The 23299-nt window shown below is 49.8% G+C and carries 19 protein-coding genes; 4 read left to right on the forward strand and 15 right to left on the reverse strand.

Annotated features, from left to right (window positions below; genetic code table 11):
* Nucleotides 1–4: 4 nt before the first annotated feature.
* From GOM71_RS18050 to GOM71_RS18080, 7 genes are all read right to left on the reverse strand, one after another.
* On the reverse strand, nt 5–679 hold the full coding sequence (locus tag GOM71_RS18050) for a LysM peptidoglycan-binding domain-containing protein (protein ID WP_156283574.1): 675 nt from the start codon (nt 677–679) through the stop codon (nt 5–7).
* Nucleotides 679–2739, reverse strand: coding sequence for a hypothetical protein (locus tag GOM71_RS23965; protein WP_173275781.1), 2061 nt, complete (start codon nt 2737–2739; stop codon nt 679–681). Before GOM71_RS23965 ends, GOM71_RS18050 begins: the two co-directional genes overlap by 1 nt.
* A 225-nt stretch (nt 2740–2964) precedes the next feature.
* The gene (locus GOM71_RS18060; RefSeq protein WP_156283576.1) at nt 2965–3387 is read right to left on the reverse strand and encodes a phage tail assembly chaperone; all 423 of its coding nucleotides are present in this window, start codon (nt 3385–3387) and stop codon (nt 2965–2967) included.
* Between the two features lie 24 nt (nt 3388–3411).
* A complete protein-coding gene (locus GOM71_RS18065; protein WP_156283578.1) occupies nt 3412–3876 on the reverse strand; it encodes a phage tail tube protein in 465 nt (154 codons plus the stop codon).
* A 1-nt stretch (nt 3877) separates the two neighbouring features.
* Nucleotides 3878–5194, reverse strand: coding sequence for a phage tail sheath family protein (locus GOM71_RS18070; protein WP_156283580.1), 1317 nt, complete (start codon nt 5192–5194; stop codon nt 3878–3880).
* A gap of 3 nt (nt 5195–5197) precedes the next feature.
* Nucleotides 5198–5386, reverse strand: coding sequence for a hypothetical protein (locus GOM71_RS18075; RefSeq protein ID WP_156283582.1), 189 nt, complete (start codon nt 5384–5386; stop codon nt 5198–5200).
* A 204-nt stretch (nt 5387–5590) separates the two neighbouring features.
* The gene (locus GOM71_RS18080) at nt 5591–6235 is read right to left on the reverse strand and encodes an RNA polymerase subunit sigma-24 (protein ID WP_253944906.1); all 645 of its coding nucleotides are present in this window, start codon (nt 6233–6235) and stop codon (nt 5591–5593) included.
* 240 nt (nt 6236–6475) lie between these two features.
* Between GOM71_RS18080 and GOM71_RS18085 the strand changes: the two genes are divergently transcribed.
* Together GOM71_RS18085 and GOM71_RS18090 are read left to right on the forward strand one after the other, a co-directional pair.
* Nucleotides 6476–6895: a helix-turn-helix domain-containing protein gene (locus GOM71_RS18085; RefSeq protein ID WP_156283584.1), complete on the forward strand. Its 420-nt coding sequence runs from the start codon at nt 6476–6478 to the stop codon at nt 6893–6895.
* A gap of 8 nt (nt 6896–6903) precedes the next feature.
* Nucleotides 6904–7314, forward strand: coding sequence for an ImmA/IrrE family metallo-endopeptidase (locus GOM71_RS18090; RefSeq protein ID WP_156283586.1), 411 nt, complete (start codon nt 6904–6906; stop codon nt 7312–7314).
* 109 nt (nt 7315–7423) lie between these two features.
* Here the strand turns inward: GOM71_RS18090 and GOM71_RS18095 are convergent, their stop codons facing one another.
* On the reverse strand, nt 7424–7906 hold the full coding sequence (locus GOM71_RS18095) for a GAF domain-containing protein (protein ID WP_156283588.1): 483 nt from the start codon (nt 7904–7906) through the stop codon (nt 7424–7426).
* Between the two features lie 144 nt (nt 7907–8050).
* Between GOM71_RS18095 and GOM71_RS18100 the strand changes: the two genes are divergently transcribed.
* Complete coding sequence (locus GOM71_RS18100) at nt 8051–8620, forward strand: CAP domain-containing protein (protein WP_367649686.1); 570 nt, start codon at nt 8051–8053, stop codon at nt 8618–8620.
* 59 nt (nt 8621–8679) lie between these two features.
* Here GOM71_RS18100 and GOM71_RS18105 read toward each other — a convergent pair whose 3' ends face one another.
* Complete coding sequence (locus GOM71_RS18105) at nt 8680–9123, reverse strand: aminoacyl-tRNA deacylase (protein WP_156283592.1); 444 nt, start codon at nt 9121–9123, stop codon at nt 8680–8682.
* A gap of 226 nt (nt 9124–9349) precedes the next feature.
* Between GOM71_RS18105 and GOM71_RS18110 the strand changes: the two genes are divergently transcribed.
* Nucleotides 9350–9946 (forward strand): AAA family ATPase, encoded by a 597-nt coding sequence (locus GOM71_RS18110; RefSeq protein ID WP_367649687.1) that lies wholly within the window; start codon nt 9350–9352, stop codon nt 9944–9946.
* A 71-nt stretch (nt 9947–10017) separates the two neighbouring features.
* On the opposite strand, the gene tyrS is transcribed toward GOM71_RS18110, so the two are convergent.
* The 6 genes from tyrS to GOM71_RS18140 all read right to left on the reverse strand — a co-directional run bounded on the left by tyrS (nt 10018) and on the right by GOM71_RS18140 (nt 23243).
* The gene (gene tyrS / locus GOM71_RS18115) at nt 10018–11277 is read right to left on the reverse strand and encodes a tyrosine--tRNA ligase (RefSeq protein WP_156283593.1); all 1260 of its coding nucleotides are present in this window, start codon (nt 11275–11277) and stop codon (nt 10018–10020) included.
* A 355-nt stretch (nt 11278–11632) separates the two neighbouring features.
* Nucleotides 11633–12823 carry a restriction endonuclease subunit S gene (locus tag GOM71_RS18120; RefSeq protein ID WP_156283595.1) on the reverse strand — a complete coding sequence of 397 codons (1191 nt, stop codon included), beginning with the start codon at nt 12821–12823 and terminating at the stop codon, nt 11633–11635.
* Between the two features lie 67 nt (nt 12824–12890).
* Entirely contained in the window at nt 12891–17258 is a 4368-nt protein-coding gene (locus GOM71_RS18125; RefSeq protein WP_156283597.1) for a DUF4145 domain-containing protein, read from the reverse strand.
* Between the two features lie 130 nt (nt 17259–17388).
* On the reverse strand, nt 17389–20463 hold the full coding sequence (locus tag GOM71_RS18130; protein WP_156283599.1) for a type I restriction endonuclease subunit R: 3075 nt from the start codon (nt 20461–20463) through the stop codon (nt 17389–17391).
* Between the two features lie 22 nt (nt 20464–20485).
* Nucleotides 20486–21757, reverse strand: a complete 1272-nt coding sequence (locus GOM71_RS18135; RefSeq protein WP_156283601.1) for a restriction endonuclease subunit S — start codon at nt 21755–21757, stop codon at nt 20486–20488.
* Entirely contained in the window at nt 21747–23243 is a 1497-nt protein-coding gene (locus tag GOM71_RS18140; protein WP_156283603.1) for a type I restriction-modification system subunit M, read from the reverse strand. Before GOM71_RS18140 ends, GOM71_RS18135 begins: the two co-directional genes overlap by 11 nt.
* Nucleotides 23244–23299: the final 56 nt, after the last annotated feature.

Raw genomic sequence — 23299 nt, forward strand, 5'->3', positions numbered from 1 at the left:
CCGCTCACCTCGGCAGCTTAAGCACCATGCCGATTTGCAGCTTCTTTAAGGCTGCATCGCTGATGCCGTTTAATTTTTGGATTTCCCGCCATCGCGAATCGTCCCCAAGCTGTTTTTTTGCGATCTTGATCAGCGTATCTCCGGCCACCATTCGATACGTTCGCTCCGATCGGATCGCATCGGCGGGCCGATTGTTCTTCGCCGTTCCTACGGAATTTTTCACGATAACGGGCCTTGCCCCGTAGAAAACATACTGCTTCAGCGACAGGCTGTACTCAATATCGCCGGAACCGGCGTTTTCCTTCCAATCGAACTTTTCAATGCTGACCGGAAGGTTCAAATCAAAGGAGGCACCGGTGAAAACGAACCGGACAGGCCTTTTTTTCATCATCCAGCCGCGAATCGCCGAAATGTAATATTCCGGAGGGCGCAGTGCTTCCTTTTTAACGATAAAAGGATACTCCGCGCCAGCAGCGGGAAAGAAGCTTTCGAACGATATGTCCATCAGCTTCTTGTTCTGAATCGCATTAATTTCGCCGAGTCCGGAAACCTCGAAGCTTTTGCCTCCTCCGGCTTCGTTGATCTGAATGGTTGGAGGATTGACTGGGAGCACGATGGTTTCCTTTTGATTGTTGTAACTAAGCCACATCGTATAATCCAAGCTGCGATTTACGCTCATTAGCGATACACTCCTTCCGCCGACGATGCGATCTCATTGGTAAGCGACTGCTCCATCCTCCGGATCACCGTATCGATGTCGTAGCCGTTGTTGATGTCGCCTGTCTGCACGCTGATCGAAGGCTGCAGCGTAACGAAGTTTTGAATGTTTTTCATCTCCGCCAGCTCGCGCATCGTTTTGATTTCTTCGCTGGAGATGTCGACGGAATCATTGATTTTGCCTACCTCTCCGACTCGGTCGATGTTGGCCCCTTTGGCTTTTTCGTCTTTAGTCGCGAAGCCTGCTTTTCCGCCGTTGAGCTCCGTTTTAAAGTCTTCCAATCCGCCGCCGATTTTTGAGGTCCAGTCTTTTCCTTTATCCTGGCCCTTCATAAATTCGTCGCCAACATCTTTAAATTTCATTTTATTACTTGAAAAATCCGCAACGTCCTTACCGGCCTCTGGTTTCAATTTATCTAATAAGCTTGTATCCAATTCGGGTATGATCGATATGTTTGCCCCAAAAAATGCATTGAATTTTTCGATGAGCTTATTTAGTATCCCTCGTACTGAATCGTACATCGAACCGAACTGACCAACGATGGATACCAATAGATCATAGACCAGCTTTCTTATCGCATAGACCGGATTATTAAATAAATTGGCGAAAAATTCAGCGAATGAAACCAAATTGTTCCACAAAAATGCAATGCCGTTATAAATAAAGGCAAAAAAAGCATAGAACGCTCCCACTATAGCGCCGACAATCTGACTTGCCGTGCCTCCAAAAGCAAGAAACATTCCAATTAATATTCCAACCAATAATATAATTAGAAGAATCGGCCAGTTTATCATCAACCATGCTGCAGCCTGCATAAGCAGCGGCGGAATCATTGCCCATAGAGGCGCCAATAATGACCAGAGCGAAGCCAGCATCATAGGCAATAAGGCAACAGCTACCGTCATAAGTATGGCTAGAATGGTTGGCCAATTTTGAATAAACGCATCCGCCAGCCAAAGCGCCGCATCTCCGACAATCGAGAGCAGGTTAGCGACAATCGTCAATCCGCCGCCAAACAAATCAAAGAACGGTTGGAATTTGCCTGCCTGGAACGCCTCATTGATTTTCGTCATTAAGGGCAAAATGGCTGCGACGGCTCCCGCTCCAGCCTGTGCAAACGAGTTTTGCACGTTTTGCTGCATCGTACCGAACTGCTCCGTAGGGCTTTTCGATAAAGCCTCGGATGCGGACGCTCCCATATTCGCCTTCTCCATCATAGCGGACAACGACTTAATAGCCGCCCCCATATCTCCGCTCTTGCTCGCTTCCGCAATGCCTTTCTTTAATTGCTCCGCTACGGCGGGTGCAATATTATAACGTTCAGTCAGCTCTTTGACATCTCCGCCGATTGCTTTCTGGATCGCATCGGTCGCTCCCTTTAAGCCTCCTCCGGTAACATCAAACGCTGACAAGTCAATTGCCATCTTGGTCATTGCCCGCAGCTGGTCGGTATCTTGAACCACCGGCATAAACTCCAGCGCGGTCGTTTCTGCCGCCTGGACACTTGCTCCCGCTGCCGCCGCATCGCTGCGAATCATGTCAAAGATGCGGGTCCCTGTATCCTCGCTTCCGCTGCGGGCGATGAGCATTTGTTTCAAATGGCTTTCTTCGGCTGCCCCTTTGATCGACATCTTCGCCGCGCTTACGATTGCCTCGCCTAAAGCCGAAGCGAATTTGCCAAGCGCCGTATTCGCAGCTTTTAACTTTTCGTTAGCCCCGCCAAAAAGGTCTTTAAACCCGGAAAAAATCGTTACTACCGCAGCAATCGACTCCAGATCCAGCATCTCAAGAAATTTATTGGATTTCTTTTTCGCGGGAGGCTCTTTTTCATCTTTACTTGATTCCTGAGCATCCCGATTGGAGGAGTTTGCTGAGTTAGTTCTGTTTTTCACCATGGGCGAATTCTGCGTAAACTGAAGCATATTTTCTGCTCGGATGAAGACAACAAGAGAGCCTGCTAGCGATGTCAGTTTTGGACTAACAACAGCTTTCGATTGTGTTACCGCTAATTGATCACTCACTCTCACACCTCCCTTTCACGAACAGAAGGCGCCCTTCCCGGGCGCCTTCTCCTTATTTTCGTTTTGCCTTTGCACGCTGCTTGCGCTCGCTTTCGACGCGAATGTCGATCATGCCGTAGATGGCCGCGCGCTCGCGGCGGCTCATGCGCATCAGCTCATGCGGCAAAATGTTAAGCTCGTGGAGGGCGTAATAGGCATAGTTCGCTTCGCCGTCGCCCTCTTTGATTAGTTTTTTACTTCATCCGCCAAATCGTTGATCGATTGGTTGAAGCCGTTAATGTCCTGCACTTGCTGCACGAGGGCCGCATATTCGCCCGGACGCAGCATTTTGCGCAGCAAAGTTTCAGCGCCGATGACGCCGTAAGACTTTTGCAGCTCCGCATTTTTCAAATCAGGGAAATGAATGCTGCTGACGACGAGCTTGGCCAAATATTCATCCGTGTTCGTCTCGGACGTATAAACGCCATTCTTGCCCTTCACTTTGCGGGTTGCCGATTTGCGGCATTCCTCATTTTCCGACTCCGTCATGCTGCGGAGCTCCCAGCTAACGGGATTCCCCTCTTTATCCATAAAGCGCTCCGATACAGCGAATTTTACCGTCGACTCGGATGCCGTATTTTGCGCGAAAAATACGCTTAAATCGCTCATTTTCAATACCCTCCCCTATTATGATTAAGCCTGCGCCGGCGCAGAGAACGTATCGGAAATATCGACGCCAGTGAATGTGAATTCAAGCTCTTCCTCCAGCGCCTCGCTTTCCGTATCGAGCTTGCCCATTACGACGCTGTTCAGGTTTACGTTGTAAAGCGTAACGATCTGCTTGCCGATGGTCGACGTCGGATCCTCGTTCGTAATTTGGATGTCAAAGCTTTTGTCCACACCCGTTTTCACGTAATCCAGCATCAGCTGGCGGAATTTCGACGTTACGTAATAAATCGTCATGCTGCCCGTACCGGACCAGCCGGTCGCCTTATGCTGCAGCCCGCGATGGCCGAGTGTCTTAATTTCAGCCTTCTGCTTTTCAATGCTCGCTTCCAGCGTTTTAATATAAAACATTTCCTCGTACTTGCCGTCCAAAATCGTGTATGCGCGGCCCTCTTGGCCGGAAATCGTATCGCCTGCGTTCAGAAATGCCATCTTACTTCACCGTCACTTTCATGTATACTTTTTCTACGCTATCTACCGGTTGGATATGAACTTCAATCACGATCGCATCGCTTTCCTCACCCGCAGCTACGGTCAGATCCGCTTGAGAATCAAAGTTTTGAATCGCATTTCGGCTCTGCAGCTGCTCCAAATATTTCACAACCTCCGAGCGGAACAAGCTGCGGCCGTCCGCATTGTTGTCGATTTTGCCGATATAAGAGGTTTCAAAAAGCGATTTGAGATCGTTAGCGATGCCGTCAAGGACGCGCACCACGCGGTTTTTCGAGAAGGAACGGCTCTTGCCTGTGCCGTAATCGGTGAGGCTGTTGATATCCTGCTCGACGATCGCGCCGCCTCTGCTTGGGGAAAAGACGAATTCGCCGTTTTGCAGCGCCTGTTCAATTTGAGAACCCGTGTAGCGGATATCGGTATCGACCGCATCTTCATAAACGGAATAGGTTAACGATTCGCTAATCCCGGCTCCTGCTGTAGCTGCGGCTACCCACACAACAGCTTGCTCGGCATGAACAGCCGTTCCGTCGGCAAGCTTGACGCCATTTTTGACGCTAATGACGCCTTCGTGATTGGCTGACGGGTAATTCGCCAGCACCACTTGAATTTTACGTCCTTCTTCTTCACGAAGACGACGGGCAAAGGCGGCATAGACCGGCTTCAGCGAAGCGTCGTTGGACGGCAGCGCGATCGTGTTGAACTCATGCAGCTCAATCGCCTCCAAATAATCGGCATGCTGCTGGTTTGTAACGGAGCCGTTAGCGCCGCCGGAAAGCGAAATGCCCGCCGTAGCCGACAAAGCGCCTGTACCGCTGAAATCGACATAAGCATTGGAGATCAGCGCGGCAATGTCTTCAACCGTTTGCAGATCCACCTTCTCGCCGGCCAAATAAGTCGCAACGTCAAACAGCTGCTCATCGTCGACATTTTGCTGAATCGTAATTTGAATCGCATTGCCGCGCTCGCCGCCAAACTTTGCCGTTGCAGTCAGGCCGCCGAGAACAGCCGAAGCTTTCGTGCCTGTGTTCAGACGATAAAGCAGCAGCGTTTTTGCCCGTTTAAGCGCTTCTTTGACAAGCAGCATTTCCGGCGTGTTCAGATCGTAGCCGAGCAAGCTTTTCATATCCGAGCCTGCTTGAATCGATACAATAGTATTTGGCGCGCCCCACCCGAGTACGAGCGGTACTGACACGATGCCTCGTTCGCCTAAAGCCGATTGCTGCTTTCTTTCAACCGTGAAATTGATATATACGCCTGGTCTTACTTTGTTTTGGGTTGTCCAAGTTCCTCCTGCCATGATCTACATGACCTCCTTTTTCAAATAAGCGGCAAGCATCGTTTGCGCCTGCTCGTGAGTGGTGCCTTGTCCATCGTTTAAAATGGCGGCTAAAATGTCTTTCTCCGTCGCCGAATACTTTTTCGAAGCAAGCAATTGCTGCTTGCTATGAATAGCGGCGGTTGGCGTTGCCGTCTGTTCGTTGTTCCCCATAGCTTGTATCCCTCCGTATCGTTTCCCTGCTCCTCATTGACGACCAACGTTTAACCCGGACCTGACCGTTACATACGATCACCCCCTCTTCCAAAATAAAAAGGACGATCGGCTTGTTTCGCCGCTCGTCCCCGCTGCTGATGAAGTATTTCACAATATCATAGTAGCACGGTTTTTAGAGCGAAATCGGACAAGCCGCGGACTTCATTCGGACAAAAACCGGACAAGCTCCAGCGATGCCTTTTGCCGCCATCTGCGGAAGGTTCGGTCTACAATCCCAAGCTCGGAAGCGACGAATTCCGCCGGACGCCCTTCAATATAACGAAGCCTCAATAATCGTTCATACTCAGGAAAACAAGACTGCAGCGCCTCCATCGCCTGATCGATCGCTTTCAGCTGCCTCTCCAGGTCTTGCAGCTCGCTGACCCGGTTAATAACGCCTTCATAGCCTTCCGCTGCGGCTCCGGCTCTTGCTTCAATTACTTTCTCGATCTTGCGGCTTAACTCGCGGAGCAGCTTCTCATCCTCCGGGGCTGCGGATTGCGCATGGAGGGCAGCCTGCTTTACTTCTTTCATCTGCGCTTTCGTGCCGGTCGGATAGCTGGTTAAATGACTATGCGCCGCCTGCTCCATTTGCTGCTCCCTTTTGTTTAAGTACATATAAGAAGGCATGGACCGCAGCTGGCGGTGCAGCTCTTGCAGCTTGTCGTCTTCGTAAACGGAGCTGACTGTCACTCCGCTGCCGACCGGCTGCTTTTCAATCCATTTTTTCCGCGCAACGAGACGCTTGTAACCTTTTAACTGTTCAACGACATCCTGCTCCAGGTTTAGTTCCATGTTTTTGTTCATATAAAAGCCTCCATTCGAGATTGTTTGATGATAGGTATTTAAAATACCCTATGAAGTGAAAAAAAGATGCTTGTCTGCTAATGGGTCTCCGGTGATATTGACATTACCCTTTGATCTCAATAAACTGGTTATAGAGTATTTATAATACGATTTCTCTTTACAAGCCCATTATATTTGGTAATATAAATACCGTCAAGTGTATTTAAAATACCGTTTCGATAAAAATGGAGGATGAAGACAATGACGATTGGGGCAAGAATCAAGGATCTGCGGACAAAAAATGGCCTAACGCAGCAGGATATTGCGGAGAAGCTCGGAATGGGGCGTTCCAACTTCGGCCACATCGAAAATGACCGTGTCGTGCCGTCCAGCGGCGACTTGCAGAAGATTGCTGATATTTTGGACACGACTGCCGACTTTTTGCTTGGCCGGGAGCCGTCTCCCGAATCGATTCCCGAGTGGGCAACGTATAAAGACAAGCGGGATTTCAAAAAAATGCTCGAAGAAGAAGGCGACCTCATGTTCGACGGCGTGCCTTTAAGCGATACGGACAGGCAGCGCGTTATGGATGTGCTGACCGGACTGTTCTGGGAAGCCAAGCAAATGAATAAACGCCCTAAAAAAACGGAACCAGAGGATCCGACTAACCAAGACAAGTAGGTGATGCCATGGACAAACTAATCTTGCGGCTTATCCGAAAATTCCAGACGAACGATCCTTTTGTCATCGCAGAGGGGCTTGGCATCCATATCCGGTATGCCGATCTGGGCGATGCAACGAAAGGACTCTACTTTAAAAAGCTGAGGCGGCGCTTTATCGTTATCCACGAGCTGCTGCCGGATGATTGGCGGCGTTTCGTCTGCGCGCATGAACTCGGTCACGATAGGCTGCATCCGGGATTCAACCGATTTTGGCTCGACGAGCAATCTTTTTTTAACGTGGGAAAGTATGAGCGGCAAGCCAACAAGTTTGCGGTCCGGCTGCTCACATCCGGGGATACGCTGGAATTGAGCGAGTCCGTAGGCGAGCTTCTCGCCCGGAACGGCGTCCCGCGTGAGATGGAGAAGTTTTACTTTTAGATCGCGGAGAAAACAAAAAAAGGCCAATCGGCCTTTTTTGTTTTCAGGTACAGTTTTGTGCCAATTAGCCTCCTGCACGGTGAAACCTTTCAATTGTGCAGGCTTTCTCCTACACATACTTCCCAAGAACATCAGCAAACTCGGTCAAACAACGCGCATCCGTCTCGTCGAAACGCGCAAACTCGGGGCTGTCGATGTCAAGCACGCCAATGATCCGCCCATCGCGCCGCAGCGGAATAACAAGCTCCGAGTTCGAAGCGCTGTCGCAAGCGATATGTCCGGGAAATTGATGCACATCATCGACAAGCACCGCTTCGCCCCGGCTGACAGCCGTCCCGCATACTCCTTTGCCGACCGCAATCCGCGTGCATGCCGGTTTCCCCTGGAATGGGCCTAACACGAGCGTATCTTCTCCTTCAAGCATATAAAACCCAACCCAATTAATCCGCTCCAAAAAAACGCCCAACAGCGCCGATGCGTTCGCCAAATTGGCGATTCGGCTCGGCTCATCCTCTATTAATGCGGTCAGCTGCTTAAGCAGCATCCCGTAATTTTCCTCTTTCGATCCGCTGTAGGATTCGTTCGCAAACATGTCCAGTCGCCTCTTTTCTATTCAAACCAGTAATCATCTATTACAAATCGATAGATTCTGAATAGCATATCCTATTCGATAACTATAATGAGCTTATTCATTCGAAGCAAGTTTTGCTTCGCAGAACTTTTTGGGAGGTATAGAATGAACAAAAAAAAGGTCGCTTCCTCTACTCGGAAGCAACGCGCAAGAAGCTTGTCCTCTTCGACGAAGCGAAGACATAAAGTCACTCGCAAATATCGGCTGATTCTCGCCAAACGGCGAAGGGCGCGCATTAAGCAGCTGTACGCTGACGACGTGTTCAGTTTGACCAATAAGGAACGGGTTGCAGCCGGTCTTCTCCCTCTGCAGAAGCTGTTCATTACGGCTGATTTGCCGAACGGCGAAATGCTCACCACAGATCAGCTAAACGATATTGCCACACTGAAGGCAAGAGATATGCGTGACAACAACTACTTCTCCCATACGTCCCCCACTTACGGATCGCCCGGACAAATGCTGACAGACTTTGGCGTGGAATGGACCGCCTACGGCGAGAACATCGCTGCCGGACAGCTCACTCCGGAAGCGGTTATGGAATCGTGGATGAACAGTCCCGGCCATCGCGCCAACATCTTAAATCCGAACTTCACCCATCTCGGTGTCGGCTATGTGCCCGGCAATGATCAAAATGACTACAAAACCTATTGGGCACAACTATTCGTCCGTCTATAGGCCTCTCCCAGTTCTCGAATAAAACCATCGCCTATCCAGCAGCAGCGATATCGCAACGCTTAGTCCAAAAAGCCGACAACCACATTCAGTTTTTCCAGATCGGTCGGGGCAATCTTTAATGTCGACATCGGATCTCCTGAACCTCCGTAAATATAAGGATATCGGTAAAGCTCTCGGTCCACGATACAGGGCAAAGAAAGCGCAAGAGGGACGCTGCCGACGGCATATCCGGTTATTTGCTGAACTTCCTTAGGACTTGCCATTTTTAATGGGCCGCAGCCTATGAGTTCCGACACTTCCTCAAGATTTACGCGCCCTCGATTTCCGGAAGCAATCAATGCGTAAAATTCTGTTTCTGATTTGAGAACTAACGCAGGGGCCGTCTGTCCGGCTTCAATCCCAAAATAGATGGCTCCTTCTTGTGCTGAGCGAATCTGCTTCTCATGGCGGATGAGATCATACTGAACTTCGTTTTGTTGCAAAGTCGTTAAGACGTTGTTCATTTTCAATCAATCTCCCTGCTCGTTTGAATTTCTTATTTCTACATTGCGTTAACACCATTCGACTTTTACTTGGATTATCCTTTATTTACATTTATTCACTCAGACATAGTACAGAACTCGTCAAAGCGTCAGAAACCTTTCTTCCTCTCACTGCGTCTAACCAATCGCGGCAATTTTTTCAATATGCAATGAAAGCGGTCATTCAAACTCATAGAGGTGAACTAACGTGATCATTTGGATTAACGGCGCATTTGGGGCAGGAAAATCGCAAACCGCCTATGAGCTTCATAGACGACTGGCCGGTTCTTTCGTTTTTGACCCGGAGAACGCAGGCTTTTATATTCGCAAGCAGCTTCCAATGACGATGCTGAAAGCCGACTTTCAAGACTATCCGGTATGGCGCGAGATCAATTATGCCATGCTCAAATACATAAGCAAAGAATACAAGGGTCATATTATTGTCCCTATGACAGTTGTATCGCCCGCTTATTTTCTGCAAATCATTGGCCAGTTAAAGCTTGACGGGCTGGACGTCCGACATTTCACGCTGTGGGCGTCTAAGCCGGTGCTGCTCAAGCGGCTGCGCAGCCGGGGAGACGGAGCCCGCTCTTGGGGAGCCGCGCAAATCGATCGCTGTATGCAGAGCTTGTCGGGCGAGCTGTTTCAAAAGCATTTGAACACCGACGAGATGACAACAGAGCAAGTCGTACAAGCGATCGCAGCCGAGCTTGATTTAACTCTCCTTCCCGATAACCGGAGCAAGCTTCAGAAAAGCTTCGACCGCATCGCTACTCAGATTAAACAAATTCGCCTATTCAGCTGATATAAAAAAAGCTCCTTTCCCTATTTCGCATCGATAGCGAATCGGAAAGAAGCTTTTTTTGCGCTTGGGCGCTATGTCAATTTCACTAGGCTGTAGTTTTTCTTGCCTTTGCGGATGATGATGAAGCGTCCGCCGATCGCGTGCTCCTCCGTTACTTCAAGCTCCAAGTCCCCGACGCGTTCGCCGTTCATCGAGATAGCGCCTTTCGTAATATCTTCGCGAGCTTGGCGTTTCGAAGGCTCAATGCCGAGCTCAACGAGCCAATCGACGATGTTCTTCGACTCTTTGCCCGCTTCAAACGTCGGCATTTCTTTAAAGCCTTGCTCGATTTCATCGGCTGTCAGTGATTTGATATCTCCGCTGAACAAGGCCGCCGTAATGCGCTTTGCCTGCACCAGCATTTCTTCACTGTGGACGAATCGCGTCATTTCCTCGGCCAGCGCTTTTTGCGCTTCGCGCTTATGCGGCTCCGTTTGCACTTTCTCAGCCAGTCCGTCGATCGTTTCCTTGTCGAGAAACGTGAAGTATTTCAAATATTTCACGACGTCGCGGTCGTCGGTGTTCGCCCAGAATTGGTAGAACTCGAACGGCGTCGTTTTGTTCGGATCGAGCCAGATCGCGCCGCCTGCCGTTTTGCCGAATTTCGTGCCGTCCGCTTTCAGCATGAGCGGTATCGTCAGGCCGAATGCTTTCGCTTCGGAGCCTTCTTTTTTGCGAATGAGATCCAAGCCGCTCGTAATGTTGCCCCATTGGTCGGAGCCGCCGATTTGCAGCTGCACGTCCTCGTGCTGGTACAGATGCAGGTAATCGAGCGATTGCAAAATTTGGTATGAAAATTCCGTGTACGAAATGCCGCTGTCAAGACGGCTCGACACAACGTCCTTCGCCAGCATCGTATTGATGCTGAAGTTTTTGCCGAAGTCGCGCAGGAAGTCTATTACGTTAATTTTATGCGTCCAATCGTAGTTGTTCACCATGCGCACGCCAGTGTCGCCTTCGGTAACAAACAGCTTTTTCATTTGCGCCGTCAAGGCGTCAACGTTCGCTTGCACCTGCTCCATCGTTTGCAGGGAACGCTCCGTTTGCCGTCCGCTCGGATCGCCGATTGTGCCCGTAGCGCCGCCGATCAGAATGACCGGACGGTGTCCCGCAAGCTGGAACCGTTTCAGCACCATAAACGGAATCAAGTGTCCGATGTGCATCGAATCGCCTGTCGGATCGACGCCACAGTAAAGCGATACCGATTTCGTATTCGTTAATTCGCGCAGCCCTTCCGCGTCCGTCTGTTGGTTAATGGCGTCGCGCCATTCGAGTTCATCAATAATGTTCATTTCTGTACAACCCCTTCTATCGAATAGATATACGTTATAGATTCCTATAAAAAACAAAAATCGCCCCTTGTCTATTGTAGACATAGGGACGATTGAATAACCGTGTTACCACCCAGATTGCACCAATGGCTCTATGCGCTTTACGCGCGCCATTCATGCCGCTTTCAGCGAAATATCGTTCGCTACTCCGCTTGGCATTACCCAAGATACTCCAGAGTGTAATTCGCAGTCCTTTGTTTGTCCGGGTTTCATCACCCCCGGCTTTCTGGAACAGGGACAAAAGCTGCTACTGGTCTCTTTCAACGTATGTCAGCTATAAGATTACAGACAGTATATCCGAATCGGAAAACGAAAGTCAATACGCAATAGCGGCAGGAGCAAGCTTGCCCGACATCAGCCTCGGAATGAGCGTATCGCGGAGAGCGGCGCAAGCTTCACTTTGCCGCTTGTTATTCTCGACCCGCTCGTACAGAACGCCTGCCGTTTGTTCGAACAGCGCTGCGGTTTCCGGATCCGGAAGCGCCAGCTTCGTATTTTTCACATCGGTTTGCGTGATAAGCGGCTGCGTCGACCCTCGGTTTAACGACGGGTAGTCGATATGCTTCAACACCTGATGGACGTACTCGTAACCCTCGCTTTGGATAACCAGCGTATTGTCCGAGGGCCAGCATTCGGTTTGGCAGCGCTGGACAACGCCATGCGTTCCTACGCGACCAATGACCAGAATCGGCTCATTGTACAGGGCTTGATTGACATACCCCATCACAGAGCTTGCGCCAACGAGCGGAATGTTATATTCCTCGCTTCTCGTCTCCGATTTGCCGGCTGGACGCTTGCCGCTCGCAATGTCTGCAATGTCGTCGAGACAGCCAATGGACCACCCCGACGGAATCGGCCTGCCCAGCTCCTCGCTCCACACCATCTCGCCGCCGCTCGCTTGATAAGGCTCGCCATTGGCGTCCGGGAAGTTAAAATCGACAAACCATTGCTTGTAAATTGCTTGCGCCATCCGCTCCAGCACAAAGTTCTTGCGGATATTCAGCTTGATTTTGTCGTCAAATGCAGAGAGAATCGCCGCTATCTCCAATTGCCGTTCCTTTGGAGGCAATTCCATTTCGAGATCTTTAATGACCGAAGGCGTAATCGCCGGGAACGTTGACGTGCTCGTCTCGGCGATCGCAGACAAATAGCTCGTAATCTCTTCTTGCGTCAAATAATAATACAAATATTGCGGCGACACCATTTCCTCATTGGCGGATATCGTTGCAAAACCGCTTGATGCGATCATATTGGGAACCGGTTGCTTAATAATGCCATAATGCTTCTGATTAGGCCGAACAGTCGAGATGAGAATATCGTTGGCCGATACGACCCTTTGCGCTCGGCTTGGAATGGCGTCAATACCAACCGTTAGCTTTTTCACTTCCGATATGATGCCAGTCGTGAGACTTGCCGTGTCCAAATACTGAATATAGTCTAAGCTATGCTTTTTGGGCAGCGTGACCGCATTGAACGCAGCCAGGTCTGACACTTTATATTTTGCCATTCGTAGAACGCCTCCGTTGTTTGTTTCCTGCTCGTGCTCGACGCCCGCGGTGACTACGACTACATGCCTATTTGGACCTGACCGTCTCGTCTTCAACAATAAATGGCGCCGTCCCGTCCTCAAGCTTGGTCAACGTTTCATACAAGAATCGTCCATCTTTAGAGTACCTGAGCTTAGCCAGCTCGGAGAACAAATCCTTGAGCGCAGCCTTGCCTTCGAATCGAAGCTGCAAGACGTGTGCGATCCAATCCGTCTCACTCGGAATAGAGCTGTCGTTAGCATGCGCAACAATGTTGCCGAACGAACCGAACAATTTGAATTTGCCGCTTTTGCGCAAGCAATCGATTAACAAATCATGCGTCCATTCCAATCCGCTCTCGATCGGCGGCAATTTCGTTTGATCCAGCACTGAATCCACCGTAACGAAATATTGCGACGCGGCAAGCTTGTCGCTCAGTTGAGCTGAAACATACTCCACAAGGCAGTCTTTCTTCTCCTCTGACCAGCCCAGCCTATCGCGGTGAATATACTCCCCGAATTGCCCGCTGCGGTAGTAGTAAATAACATCGCTGTTCGACAGCGCAATATCGAGCGTCGTTTCTCTTGCCCCGACTTCTTCCGTCACCCAATGGTACACCAATTCTCTAGGCACTTCCGCTTCCTGTTCCGCAAGGTATTGCTCCACCATCGTTTGCAGGGTTAGTCCCTCAAGCGGATGATCATCCGTGGAAATGAGCGGATATCTGGCAAAGCGCAGACGATCGAGGCCAAGCCCTTGAAGCAAATCGTAGAGCAGATAACCGGATGCAATGCCCATGCGATCGCAAGCTTGCTTCGTCGTCTCATAAACCCGGTTAATATGAACGACCCCCGTATCATCCAGCAATGCGTGCAACTGCTTCGTGATCGGCTCGAAATCGTTCTCCGCATAAGGGTAAAACTCCCTCAAGCCGACAATGCCCAAATCCGCGCTGACAAAATCGGAATCCGTCGAAATGGAGAACTCCAGCGTGAACTTTTTCCAGCCCCGCTTCACAATGAATTCATCCCGCAAACTGTCCAGCTTCTGAGGCTCTTGACGCTCGCGAATAAACATTTTGATCTGTTCCCCGTTGCTAAGCTGGAAGGCGTCATCCTGATGCCAGATATGCGGGAATTTATTGGGAGCCAGCTTGTCGGAGCCCAGTTTGCGAAGCATCGTATACAACGCGTACTCATTCGGCATGCCGCCCTGTACGAGCTCGTCCTCGAACAATTGGAAGAGCCTGCCTACGGATATCGGGCTTCTTCTTTCCAGCAGCTCGAGCGCTTTGTCCGAAACCGCAGCGATGAGCGACGGATTCACCTGGACATAGGAATGATGAATATATTCGCCCCTCCCCCAGAGATAAGCGGTATCCATAAATTCATCACGCGCAAATACCGAAGTAAAGTCCCGTTCCCTTACAAATTCACCGGGCCGTACAAGATTGGCTCTTGCAACCAATTCATTCGCGCGTTTATAAATTTCCACGCCCTCCGGATAGAGGCGCAGCACCATCTCGACCATTTCGTACTTTTTGGAATTTGCCAGAATATAAAGGCTGTCCGCTGTAAGCTGAAGCTCTTCATGGACAATTCGCAGCGCAAGCTCATCGGGCATTGCGCCTTCGGTCAATTGCGGAATAATCGCCTCAATTTGTCCGATCGGCACCATTCGGCCTCTCATCCATTCCTGGAAAGACTTGCGCAGCTTCAAGGCATCCGCCTCGAATGTTTCTTGCTTCTCAATGGTCCACCATCCATACTGCTCCAAATATACAAGCCCTTCATACTCCTCGACGACTTGCTCCAACAGTCCGTGCGAGAACTTCTCGTCTATGGCCATCGGATAGCAATAGTATTGCTGATGCTGAAGACAAGCCTCCTTGAGCGCCCGTTCGACTACAGCTACGTCTGGATGCAGCTTCGTAAGCAATTTGCTAATAATTTGCCGAACCCGTTCTCTCGTTAATTCATAACGCTGGCCCAGCCATTCCAATGTCGCCCTGCGCCCTTCTTTGCGCTCCGTCCAACGCAAATGCAACATTTGCAAATTACGGTTGCCGGCAATCGCCTCATCTGACAGCTTCTCCAGCCATAACGACTCCAGATTTTCGATGGCAAAAGCAATTCTCTCCGAAACAGACATGCTATGCCACTTCTGCTCCTGCTCCCGCCCTGATCGGAACGCTTGTAGACGAATGGCCAACTGTGCCGCAAACTTATTGACGACTGTGCGGCCTACACCGTTTATTTGCTGAAGATTTCCAAGCATTGTCGGAAGCTCGCCGAGCTTATAAATATGCTGGCTCTGCAATTCATAAATCAGCTTTGGCACGGTCGGATAGAGTTCCACCGACAGCGGCATATCCATATCTTCGTTCTGGAGCTCAATCGTCGTGTCTTCCCATAAGATCTTGCCGCTTTCCTTGGCGCTTTGATTCAAATAGGAAAGAGGGGCGACTGTGGAATGAGACAGGCCTTCCGCTTCTCCTCCGTTCACAAAAGAAGCCAGCTGTACAAAAAACTTCTGAACGGCCCCTTGCCCGACTCCGCTGATTCGCGCTGTCAAATCAGACAGATTTACAGGAAGATCACGGATGAGGTCAATATTATATTGCCGCTTAATTCCAGTAAGAAGAGCATTGCAGCCTTGAATCGACAGGTCATCGATGCGGGTATCCAGCAATTGAACCGGAACTTCCAGCAGTCCCTCCTGGAACGAGAGCAAGAGCGGCTGCTCATCCGCATTCTCTGCGTTTTCCTCATCGACACTTGCGATTGCCGATTCTTCCGGCTGTTCCTCCGGCTTAAACTGTTCCAGCGTTTGCAGCATATCATCCGTACGTCCGCGCAGCAGCCATTTGATCGAAGCGACCGGAATGCCATTCAATTGCCCGGTCGAACGAATGCCGAAGCGCGCCAGCAGTCTGGACACGTCAAGGCGTAGCACATCCTCCAGAACGATGTCCGGCTTCAACCCGTTAATATACGCTTCATCCGATTCGCGTTCCAGCTTAATAAAACGGCTAAGCTCTCCCCGGAACTCCACGCCGAGAAACCATAGCTGGACGAGTACATCATGCAAATGCTTGGGCTGCTGACGGTATAGCTCCTTGAGCTGCTCCTCGGTCCATTCTTCCAGAGTAACAATGCCCAGCTGCTGCGATATTTCACTTAAGCGGCTCGGCTCGTAGCTGTCGAGACGATGGAGCCGAATCGCTTGCGGAATAATGACGCCATTATCTCCGCGATCCCCGGCAGCATCAACAGCATCTTGCTCGGGCTGCTCGAAGGGCTCGGATAATTCGCTCTGCTCGATCGCCGGCGCAGCTTCTCGTTCAGCGATGGCTTGCACAGCTTCTGCAGATGGAGCGCTGGCCGCTTCTTCGCTCTCGGCAGCTGCAAGCGTGTTCTCCTCTTCCGCTGTCTCTGCCGTCTCCTGAATGAACCAGCGTTTGGCCGAAGGGTCTTTGCCCATGAGGAACCAAGCCGGTTTGCGCTTGGTCGACTGGCTGCCGTTGCGGGCGAAGCGGAAATTAAAGCCTTTTGGCTTTAGCGCGAACAGCGTATCCTTTAGCTCCCAGCCGCCGATAATCCATAGCGCGCCGCCGTTTTCCCGCTTGTCCACAACATCCAGCGACAAATCGATCATATATTGTCCGATCTCGATTTCGCTGTTCTGTTGGGCTTTGTCCGAATCGGTCTTTGTGTCCGGCAGCTCTTCTGCATCGGCTTTGGCTTTGGCTTCGATTTCAGCCTCAGCTTCCGCCGATTTAATCGCAGCTGGCACTGGCTCCGCTGCAACCGCAGCGTTGCCTGACGCAGCTGTGTTGCGCGCCCATTCGTCAACGCCGCTTGCGAACTTGTTCAACATTTCTTGCATTTCACGAAACTTATCGTCAATTGAGATCAGCAGCTTTCCAGATACTTGATCCTCGATCAGCTTTTTGATCGTCTCGCTTATATCCGTCGCTGCGGTATTTCCGGCTGCAGCTTCCGGCAAAGGCATGACATAGTCCGGCGCCTCAACTTCAATCGGACCGTACAATTCGGTATACCATGCGCTCAGTTGATAGAGCTGCCGATGCGCAGTGAGCGCAATATCGATTGGCGTATCCTTCGCTTCATGTACGGCGATATTGCCGTGGATGCGCAGCCATTCGAATGAAGCGCGGATTTCCGGCGTAATCAGCTGGTTTTTTTCCAATTTATCGATTCGTTCTATTTGTTTAATCGGATAGACAGGCTCTACCTTTTCTCTCTTTGCTACGTCAATCGCCAATTGCTCCGCGAACAATCGTCCCTGAATGAGCATCATTCTTGGATTGGACCAGATGAGTTCCTCAGCTTTTTCCGCAAGCTTGGCCAGTTCCGTATGAAAGGTGTTTAATAAAAGAAATGAGGAAGACAATGCGCTAACCTCCTAAATTCGACTACATGCCGCTTCTCCAGATCCTCTCAGGACTTTATGCAGCCATTTACATAACCAAAAGCATTGCGAGCTCACGAATGAGTTCGCAATGCCAGCAGACTTCTCTTTTTTAGATGGTATAAGGACGGTTATTCTCGGCAGCTACGGAGTAGTTCGAAACGTTTCGCTTGGAATCGTAAGCATTATATTTCATTTGCAGCTCTGCCTGCTTGATGACAAGCTCGGTCGCCTCCGGAATTTCATCAGGCGGATATTTGAATTGCTTGAGCAGCCTTTTGATCAGCGAGCGCATATTCGCTTTCGCGTCATTGCGTTTATGCCAATCAGGCGTTTGGTTGTCTGCAATGAGCTGAAGCAGCTTCTTCGCCATCTCCCGCAAAACATCCGATTGATAATGCGCCTTCACCAGCTCCGGCTTCGCCAATGCGTCATAGAATGCCTGCTCCTCCGGCGACAGCTGAAGGTCGATCCCTTCATTGATCGCCGATTCGATTTCCTTGGCGAAATCGATCATCTGCGTAATGAGCACATCAATATCTTCAGCCTGATTGTACCGCTCTACGATATGCTTCAGCTTCTCGGAGAAAAATCCGGCGCGGACGATATTCGTCTGCTCGAACCATTTGATTTTATCGTCAATCAGCTTCTTAAGAATCGTTGCGGCTACATTTCTCCGTTTCATCGCCATAATGCGCTCTAAATTTTCGACGGACAGCAAGCTCTTCTCTTTCTTTGCCGTAATGGATACGACCTCGTCGCCGTCCTTAATGATCGCTTGCTCGATCATTGCCGTAATTTTTTTCTTGAACGCCTCTACATCCGGCATGCCGTCGCGTTCGACCTTGACGATAAAGGATTTGACCGCGATAAAAAAGCTGACCTGCACGCGCACCGTAAAATCCAGCGCAGTCGCACAAATGTTATACGCGCTCTGCATTCTCGCGACATGCTTCATGAATACTTCCTTAGCCCGTTCTTTCAGCACATGCTCCACGCCGTCCTGGATCAATTCAAACCGTTCCTTCGGCGTTGCATTCATATATTTTGAGAATTCGAAGCCATGGAACATATCTTCCAGAATCTCGACTTCTGTCATGAGAATTTCCTTGGCCTTCTCAATCTCCGGGATGCTGTTCTTATCGCGATTGGTGTACGTATTGAGCGCTTCCTTCAAATACTTGCTGAGCCCGATATAATCGACAATCAAACCGGCCTGCTTGTTTTTGTACACCCGGTTGACCCGGGCAATCGCTTGCATCAGATTATGCTCTTTCATTATTTTATCGATGTACATCGTATCGAGGCATGGCACGTCAAATCCGGTCAGCCACATATCGACGACAATGACAATCTTGAGATTGCTTTTCTCGTCTTTGAACTGGTTCGCAAGCGTCTGCCGGTGCTGCTTGTTGCCGACAAGATCCCGCATCTCCTGCTCGTCTTTGTTGCTGTCCGTCATAACCAGCCCCACTTTATCGGCAAGCTCGGGCGATTTTTGCTTGATGAGCTGGTACATCTTATAAGCGATTTTGCGGGAATAAGCCACAATCATCGCTTTTCCCTTCAACATATCTTTGCGAATCTCATAGTGAGCGAGAATATCGTCGACAACGAGATTAAGCCGATCATCATCGCCGATCACTGCCTCCATCGTCACGAGATCCTTTTTCAGCTTCTCGATTTTCTCCGGAGTAAGCCCCTGAGCTTCAATGTTTGCGACTTCGTGATCGATTTGATCGAGAATGCCCTCATCCAAATGCACCTTGGCGAGACGGTTCTCGTAATGCAAATCGACCGTCGCCCCGTCCAGCTTCGCCTGCGTCATATCGTAGACGTCGATCAGCTCGCCAAAAACGCCAATCGTCGATTTGTCATGGGAATCGATCGGCGTCCCTGTAAAGCCGATAAACGTCGCATTCGGTAGCGCGTCCCGGAGATATTTGGCGTAGCCGTAGACGAGCTCGGCTTCGAGCGTCTTCTTGTCGATGCGAATATCAGGGTCGATTCCGTATTGGGAACGATGCGCTTCATCGGCAATGACGATAATGTCGGGACGGTTCGAGAGCAGCCCCGTCTCCTCCGTAAACTTCTGAATCGTCGTGAAAAAAATACCGCCAATCGAACGATGCTCCAGCAGCTCGATCAGATTTTCACGGGACTCGGCGCGAACAGGCGCCTGGCGGAGAAAATCGGCCGCGCTGCTGAAGGTGCCGTGGATTTGCTCGTCAAGATCGTTGCGATCCGTTACGACGACAATCGTCGGGTTATTCAGGCGCGAGATTAAACCCGCAGACAGAAACACCATCGAGAACGACTTGCCGGAGCCTTGCGTATGCCAGACGACACCGCCGCGCTTGTCGCCGTCAACGGCGCGTACGACGCTGTCGATCGCCTTGTTCATCCCGAAATATTGATGATAGCCGGAAATGATTTTGGCCTTGCCGCCGGCAAAAAAGCTAAAATTGCGAATAATATCGAGCAATTGCCCTCTGTTGAGCAGCCCCTTCATCAGAGTGCCGATCTGGGCGATATGCGGTTCATCGACGATAGGCGAATAGCGATCTGCCTGCTTCCACTGCATATAGCGGTCATAATCAGCTGTTATCGATCCGAAACGGGCATTGACCCCATCGCTAATAATGCTGAAGGCGTTGTATTGGAACAGCGGCTTGATCATGTCCTGATACGTCTTGATTTGCAAATAGCCGTCATGGATCGTCGCATCCTCGCGCACCGCCGATTTCAGCTCGATCACGACGATCGGCAAGCCGTTTACGAACACGACAACGTCCGGACGCTTCTCCGCTTTATGGATGACGGTATACTGATTGACAGCCTTAAAGCTGTTTTTGTTCGGATGGTCAAAGTCGATCACCCGGACGATCCGGGAAGGAACATCCTCCCCGTATACCTCGATACGCACGCCCTCGATCAGATAGCGGTGAAACTGCTGATTAGCGCCAACCAGACTGGCATCGTCGATATAAAGCAGCTTGCGCAGCGCAGCTTCGATCACTTCCTCGGACAAGGATGGGTTGAGGCTGTACAGCGCATCGCGCAAGTCCTCTTCCAGCACAACCGTATGCGGGTCACGGGCAAGCTCGTAACCGTTCTGGACTTTATAGTTAAGCTCGTCTTGAAGCAGCTCCAGGACGACAGCTTCCAAGCTATCTTCGTTAAACAAAGGCTTCACCGCCTATCTGTTGTTAGAGTTCGATCTCCGACACGTCGATCTCCCCGGACATGAGTTTGGGGAGGAGGGTGTCTCGGAGGGAGGATAGGTTACTGTTTTCTTTTTGAGCGCGAATCATCTTTTCTGAAAAAGAATGATAGATCTCCGAAAAACTTTTAATTAATTTTGCGTCTGGAATTAATACTTTCATTTGTTTAATCACTTCGCGACCTAATTCTGTTTGTCCGGTACTTCCAGTCCCAGCATTTTCAAATGTTGATTGCATATTTTTCAACATACAACCTAAAAAACCGATACCATTCTCTAAATTCGGACGGATAATTGTTACATGAGAATCAACTGTAAAATTCACCAAATGCTCGTACACTTGTGCTACTCTGCCTAAAGTTCCCGTGCCAGTAGAGTTAACTAGAATATCACCAAACTGAACTATTTTTTCTAAACTAACCTTACTTTCATGTGGTCTTGCAAGCGATAAAGTAAGTGCTCCAGCTCTTATACACTTCTGATTTATTACCCATCTGTCCGAATCAACTGCGTATTTAGGAGCAATACCTCTTGATACAAAACTAGTTACATTTTCAATAGTTTCTATTTTCCAACCAGGCGGTATCTCTTTATCTATTTCCTCGCACCATACCATCTCGCCACCACTAGATTTATAAGGCTCACCGTTTTCATTCGGGAACTCAAAATCAACGAACCATTGCTTAAATATGGCCTGAGCCATTTGTTCGAGGACTTTGTTCACGCGGATATTGAGATCGATTTTGTCATCAAGGGTTGACAATAATGAAGTTATTTTTTTTTGTATCTCCATTTGCGGAAGCGATATCTCAAAATTCTCTATCATCGCTTTTGTTAGGGCATTTCTTGTCCCTCCATGCGAAGCCAACGATAAGAGACTTTTTTTTGCTAAAGGATTCAATAATGCATACATAACAAATTTTGAATCTGCAAGATCAGGATCTGTTCTAATGATTGCTACGTGCTGATTCACTCGTGCAGGAACAACATTTTTATCAGGCATGCAACATCGTGCTACTGAATCACCAGTTATGTTAAGTAGAACATCATTCACTTCAACAGTAACATTTCTTAAATCATGAGCTTGATTCTCATCAATAAATGCTAAGCCATTATGACTAAATTGAAAATCCAGTACATTTTGACTCCTTAAAAACGGAATACCCGTACTATAATAAGCTTCTTTTCCTCCTTTAGGTGTCGCACCACTTCCGATTTTAGTCGTTACTTCGCTTAATTTTTTTAATTCAAAACTCATACCCAATTGCCCCCAAACTCCGCTTTATCTTCTCATCCAACTCAGAAGACTCCGACATGAGATCGGCAAGCTCGGCGACAAGCTTCTCCATCTTTTGTTCGAACGGCTCGCTATCCTCGATTTCCTTCACGCCAACATAGCGTCCCGGAGTGAGCACGTTATCATGCTTTTGAATTTCTTCGAGGCTTGCCGACTTGCAAAAGCCCACTTCGTCCGCATAACCGTCGTTGTTCAGCCACTTATGATACGTCTCCGCTATCGAAGCGACATCCGTATCCTCCAGCTCCCGCAATCTGCGGCTGATCATCGAACCTTTGTCGCGCGCGTCGATAAAGAGCACCTCGCCCTTCCGCTTCTTGCCGCGGCGCAGGAACCATAAGCAGACCGGTATGCCGGTCGTAAAAAATAATTTATCCGGCAGCGCCACGATGCAGTCGACCAAATCCTCTTCAATAAACTGCGCGCGAATATTGCCCTCGCCCGACGTTTGCGACGATAAAGAACCGTTCGCCAGCACGATGCCGGCAACGCCTTTGGACGGCTTCAGCTTGGTCAACATATGAGACAGCCAAGCATAGTTGGCATTGCCCCGGGCAGGCATGCCCCATTTCCAACGCGAATCATCAAGCAGGCTGTCCTGTCCCCAGTCGCTGATGTTAAACGGCGGATTCGCCAATATATAATCGAATTTCTCGTCCTTGAATTGATCGCCATGGAACGTGTCGTCATGCGTGTTCCCAAGATTCGCTTCGATGCCGCGAATCGCCAGGTTCATCGTCGCCAGACGGCGCGTTTCCGCATTCAGCTCCTGACCGTATACGGATAGGTTGAACGCATTGCCGCCATGCGCCTTCACGAATTTCTGCGCTTGCACGAACATGCCGCCCGAACCGCAGCACGGATCATAGATCGTGCCCTCGAACGGCTCGATCATTTCGACGAGCAATTTCACAACGCTGCTTGGCGTGTAGAATTCACCGCCGCCTTGGCCGAGCATAAAGGCAAACTTGCCGAGGAAATACTCATAGACGCGACCAAGCGCGTCCTCTTCAATGAGCGACGTATCCGAGTTTTCGAACACCATAACCACTTCGCCTACGCGGCGTTGGTCGATATCGGCTCCCGAATATATTTTTGGCAATACGCCGGCCAGGTTTTTATTTTCTTTCTCGATCGCAATAAACGCCTCGTCAATCACTTGGCCGATGTTCGGCTTGGTCGCATGCTCGATGATATGCTTCCAGCGCGCATTCTCAGGAACGTAAAACACATTGAACCGCTCATATTCATCGCGGTCGTTCTCAAAGCCGTCGCCCTCCGCCACCAATTCGTTGTAGCGCAGGTCGAAGCGGTCAGAAATATATTTCAGAAAGATGATGCCGAGCACGACATCTTTATATTTGGATGAAGCGATGCTGCCTCTCAACTTGTCGGCTGCCGCCCATAGCTTATCTTCCATGCTGGTCACTAAATGTTCTTTTGCCATTTCGCAGAATGCCTCCGTTATAGGTTTTCCAATTTGCATATCACTCTATCTAGTCA

It is taken from the genome of Paenibacillus sp. NEAU-GSW1 (assembly GCF_009737085.1).
In the GTDB taxonomy this organism is placed as follows: domain Bacteria; phylum Bacillota; class Bacilli; order Paenibacillales; family Paenibacillaceae; genus Pristimantibacillus.

Excerpts from the sequence above, each read along its gene's own strand:
- GOM71_RS18100 (WP_367649686.1), top strand. The coding sequence starts at position 8,051 with ATGAACAAAAAAAAGGTCGCTTCCTCTACTCGGAAGCAACGCGCAAGA.
- GOM71_RS18075 (WP_156283582.1), bottom strand. The coding sequence starts at position 5,386 with ATGGGGAACAACGAACAGACGGCAACGCCAACCGCCGCTATTCATAGC.
- GOM71_RS18085 (WP_156283584.1), top strand. The coding sequence starts at position 6,476 with ATGACGATTGGGGCAAGAATCAAGGATCTGCGGACAAAAAATGGCCTA.
- GOM71_RS18105 (WP_156283592.1), bottom strand. The coding sequence starts at position 9,123 with ATGAACAACGTCTTAACGACTTTGCAACAAAACGAAGTTCAGTATGAT.
- GOM71_RS18120 (WP_156283595.1), bottom strand. The coding sequence starts at position 12,823 with ATGGCAAAATATAAAGTGTCAGACCTGGCTGCGTTCAATGCGGTCACG.
- GOM71_RS18095 (WP_156283588.1), bottom strand. The coding sequence starts at position 7,906 with ATGTTTGCGAACGAATCCTACAGCGGATCGAAAGAGGAAAATTACGGG.
- GOM71_RS18090 (WP_156283586.1), top strand. The coding sequence starts at position 6,904 with ATGGACAAACTAATCTTGCGGCTTATCCGAAAATTCCAGACGAACGAT.
- GOM71_RS18065 (WP_156283578.1), bottom strand. The coding sequence starts at position 3,876 with ATGGCATTTCTGAACGCAGGCGATACGATTTCCGGCCAAGAGGGCCGC.
- GOM71_RS18080 (WP_253944906.1), bottom strand. The coding sequence starts at position 6,235 with ATGAACAAAAACATGGAACTAAACCTGGAGCAGGATGTCGTTGAACAG.
- GOM71_RS18050 (WP_156283574.1), bottom strand. The coding sequence starts at position 679 with ATGAGCGTAAATCGCAGCTTGGATTATACGATGTGGCTTAGTTACAAC.
- tyrS (WP_156283593.1), bottom strand. The coding sequence starts at position 11,277 with ATGAACATTATTGATGAACTCGAATGGCGCGACGCCATTAACCAACAG.
- GOM71_RS18070 (WP_156283580.1), bottom strand. The coding sequence starts at position 5,194 with ATGGCAGGAGGAACTTGGACAACCCAAAACAAAGTAAGACCAGGCGTA.
- GOM71_RS18140 (WP_156283603.1), bottom strand. The coding sequence starts at position 23,243 with ATGGCAAAAGAACATTTAGTGACCAGCATGGAAGATAAGCTATGGGCG.
- GOM71_RS18060 (WP_156283576.1), bottom strand. The coding sequence starts at position 3,387 with ATGAGCGATTTAAGCGTATTTTTCGCGCAAAATACGGCATCCGAGTCG.
- GOM71_RS18135 (WP_156283601.1), bottom strand. The coding sequence starts at position 21,757 with ATGAGTTTTGAATTAAAAAAATTAAGCGAAGTAACGACTAAAATCGGA.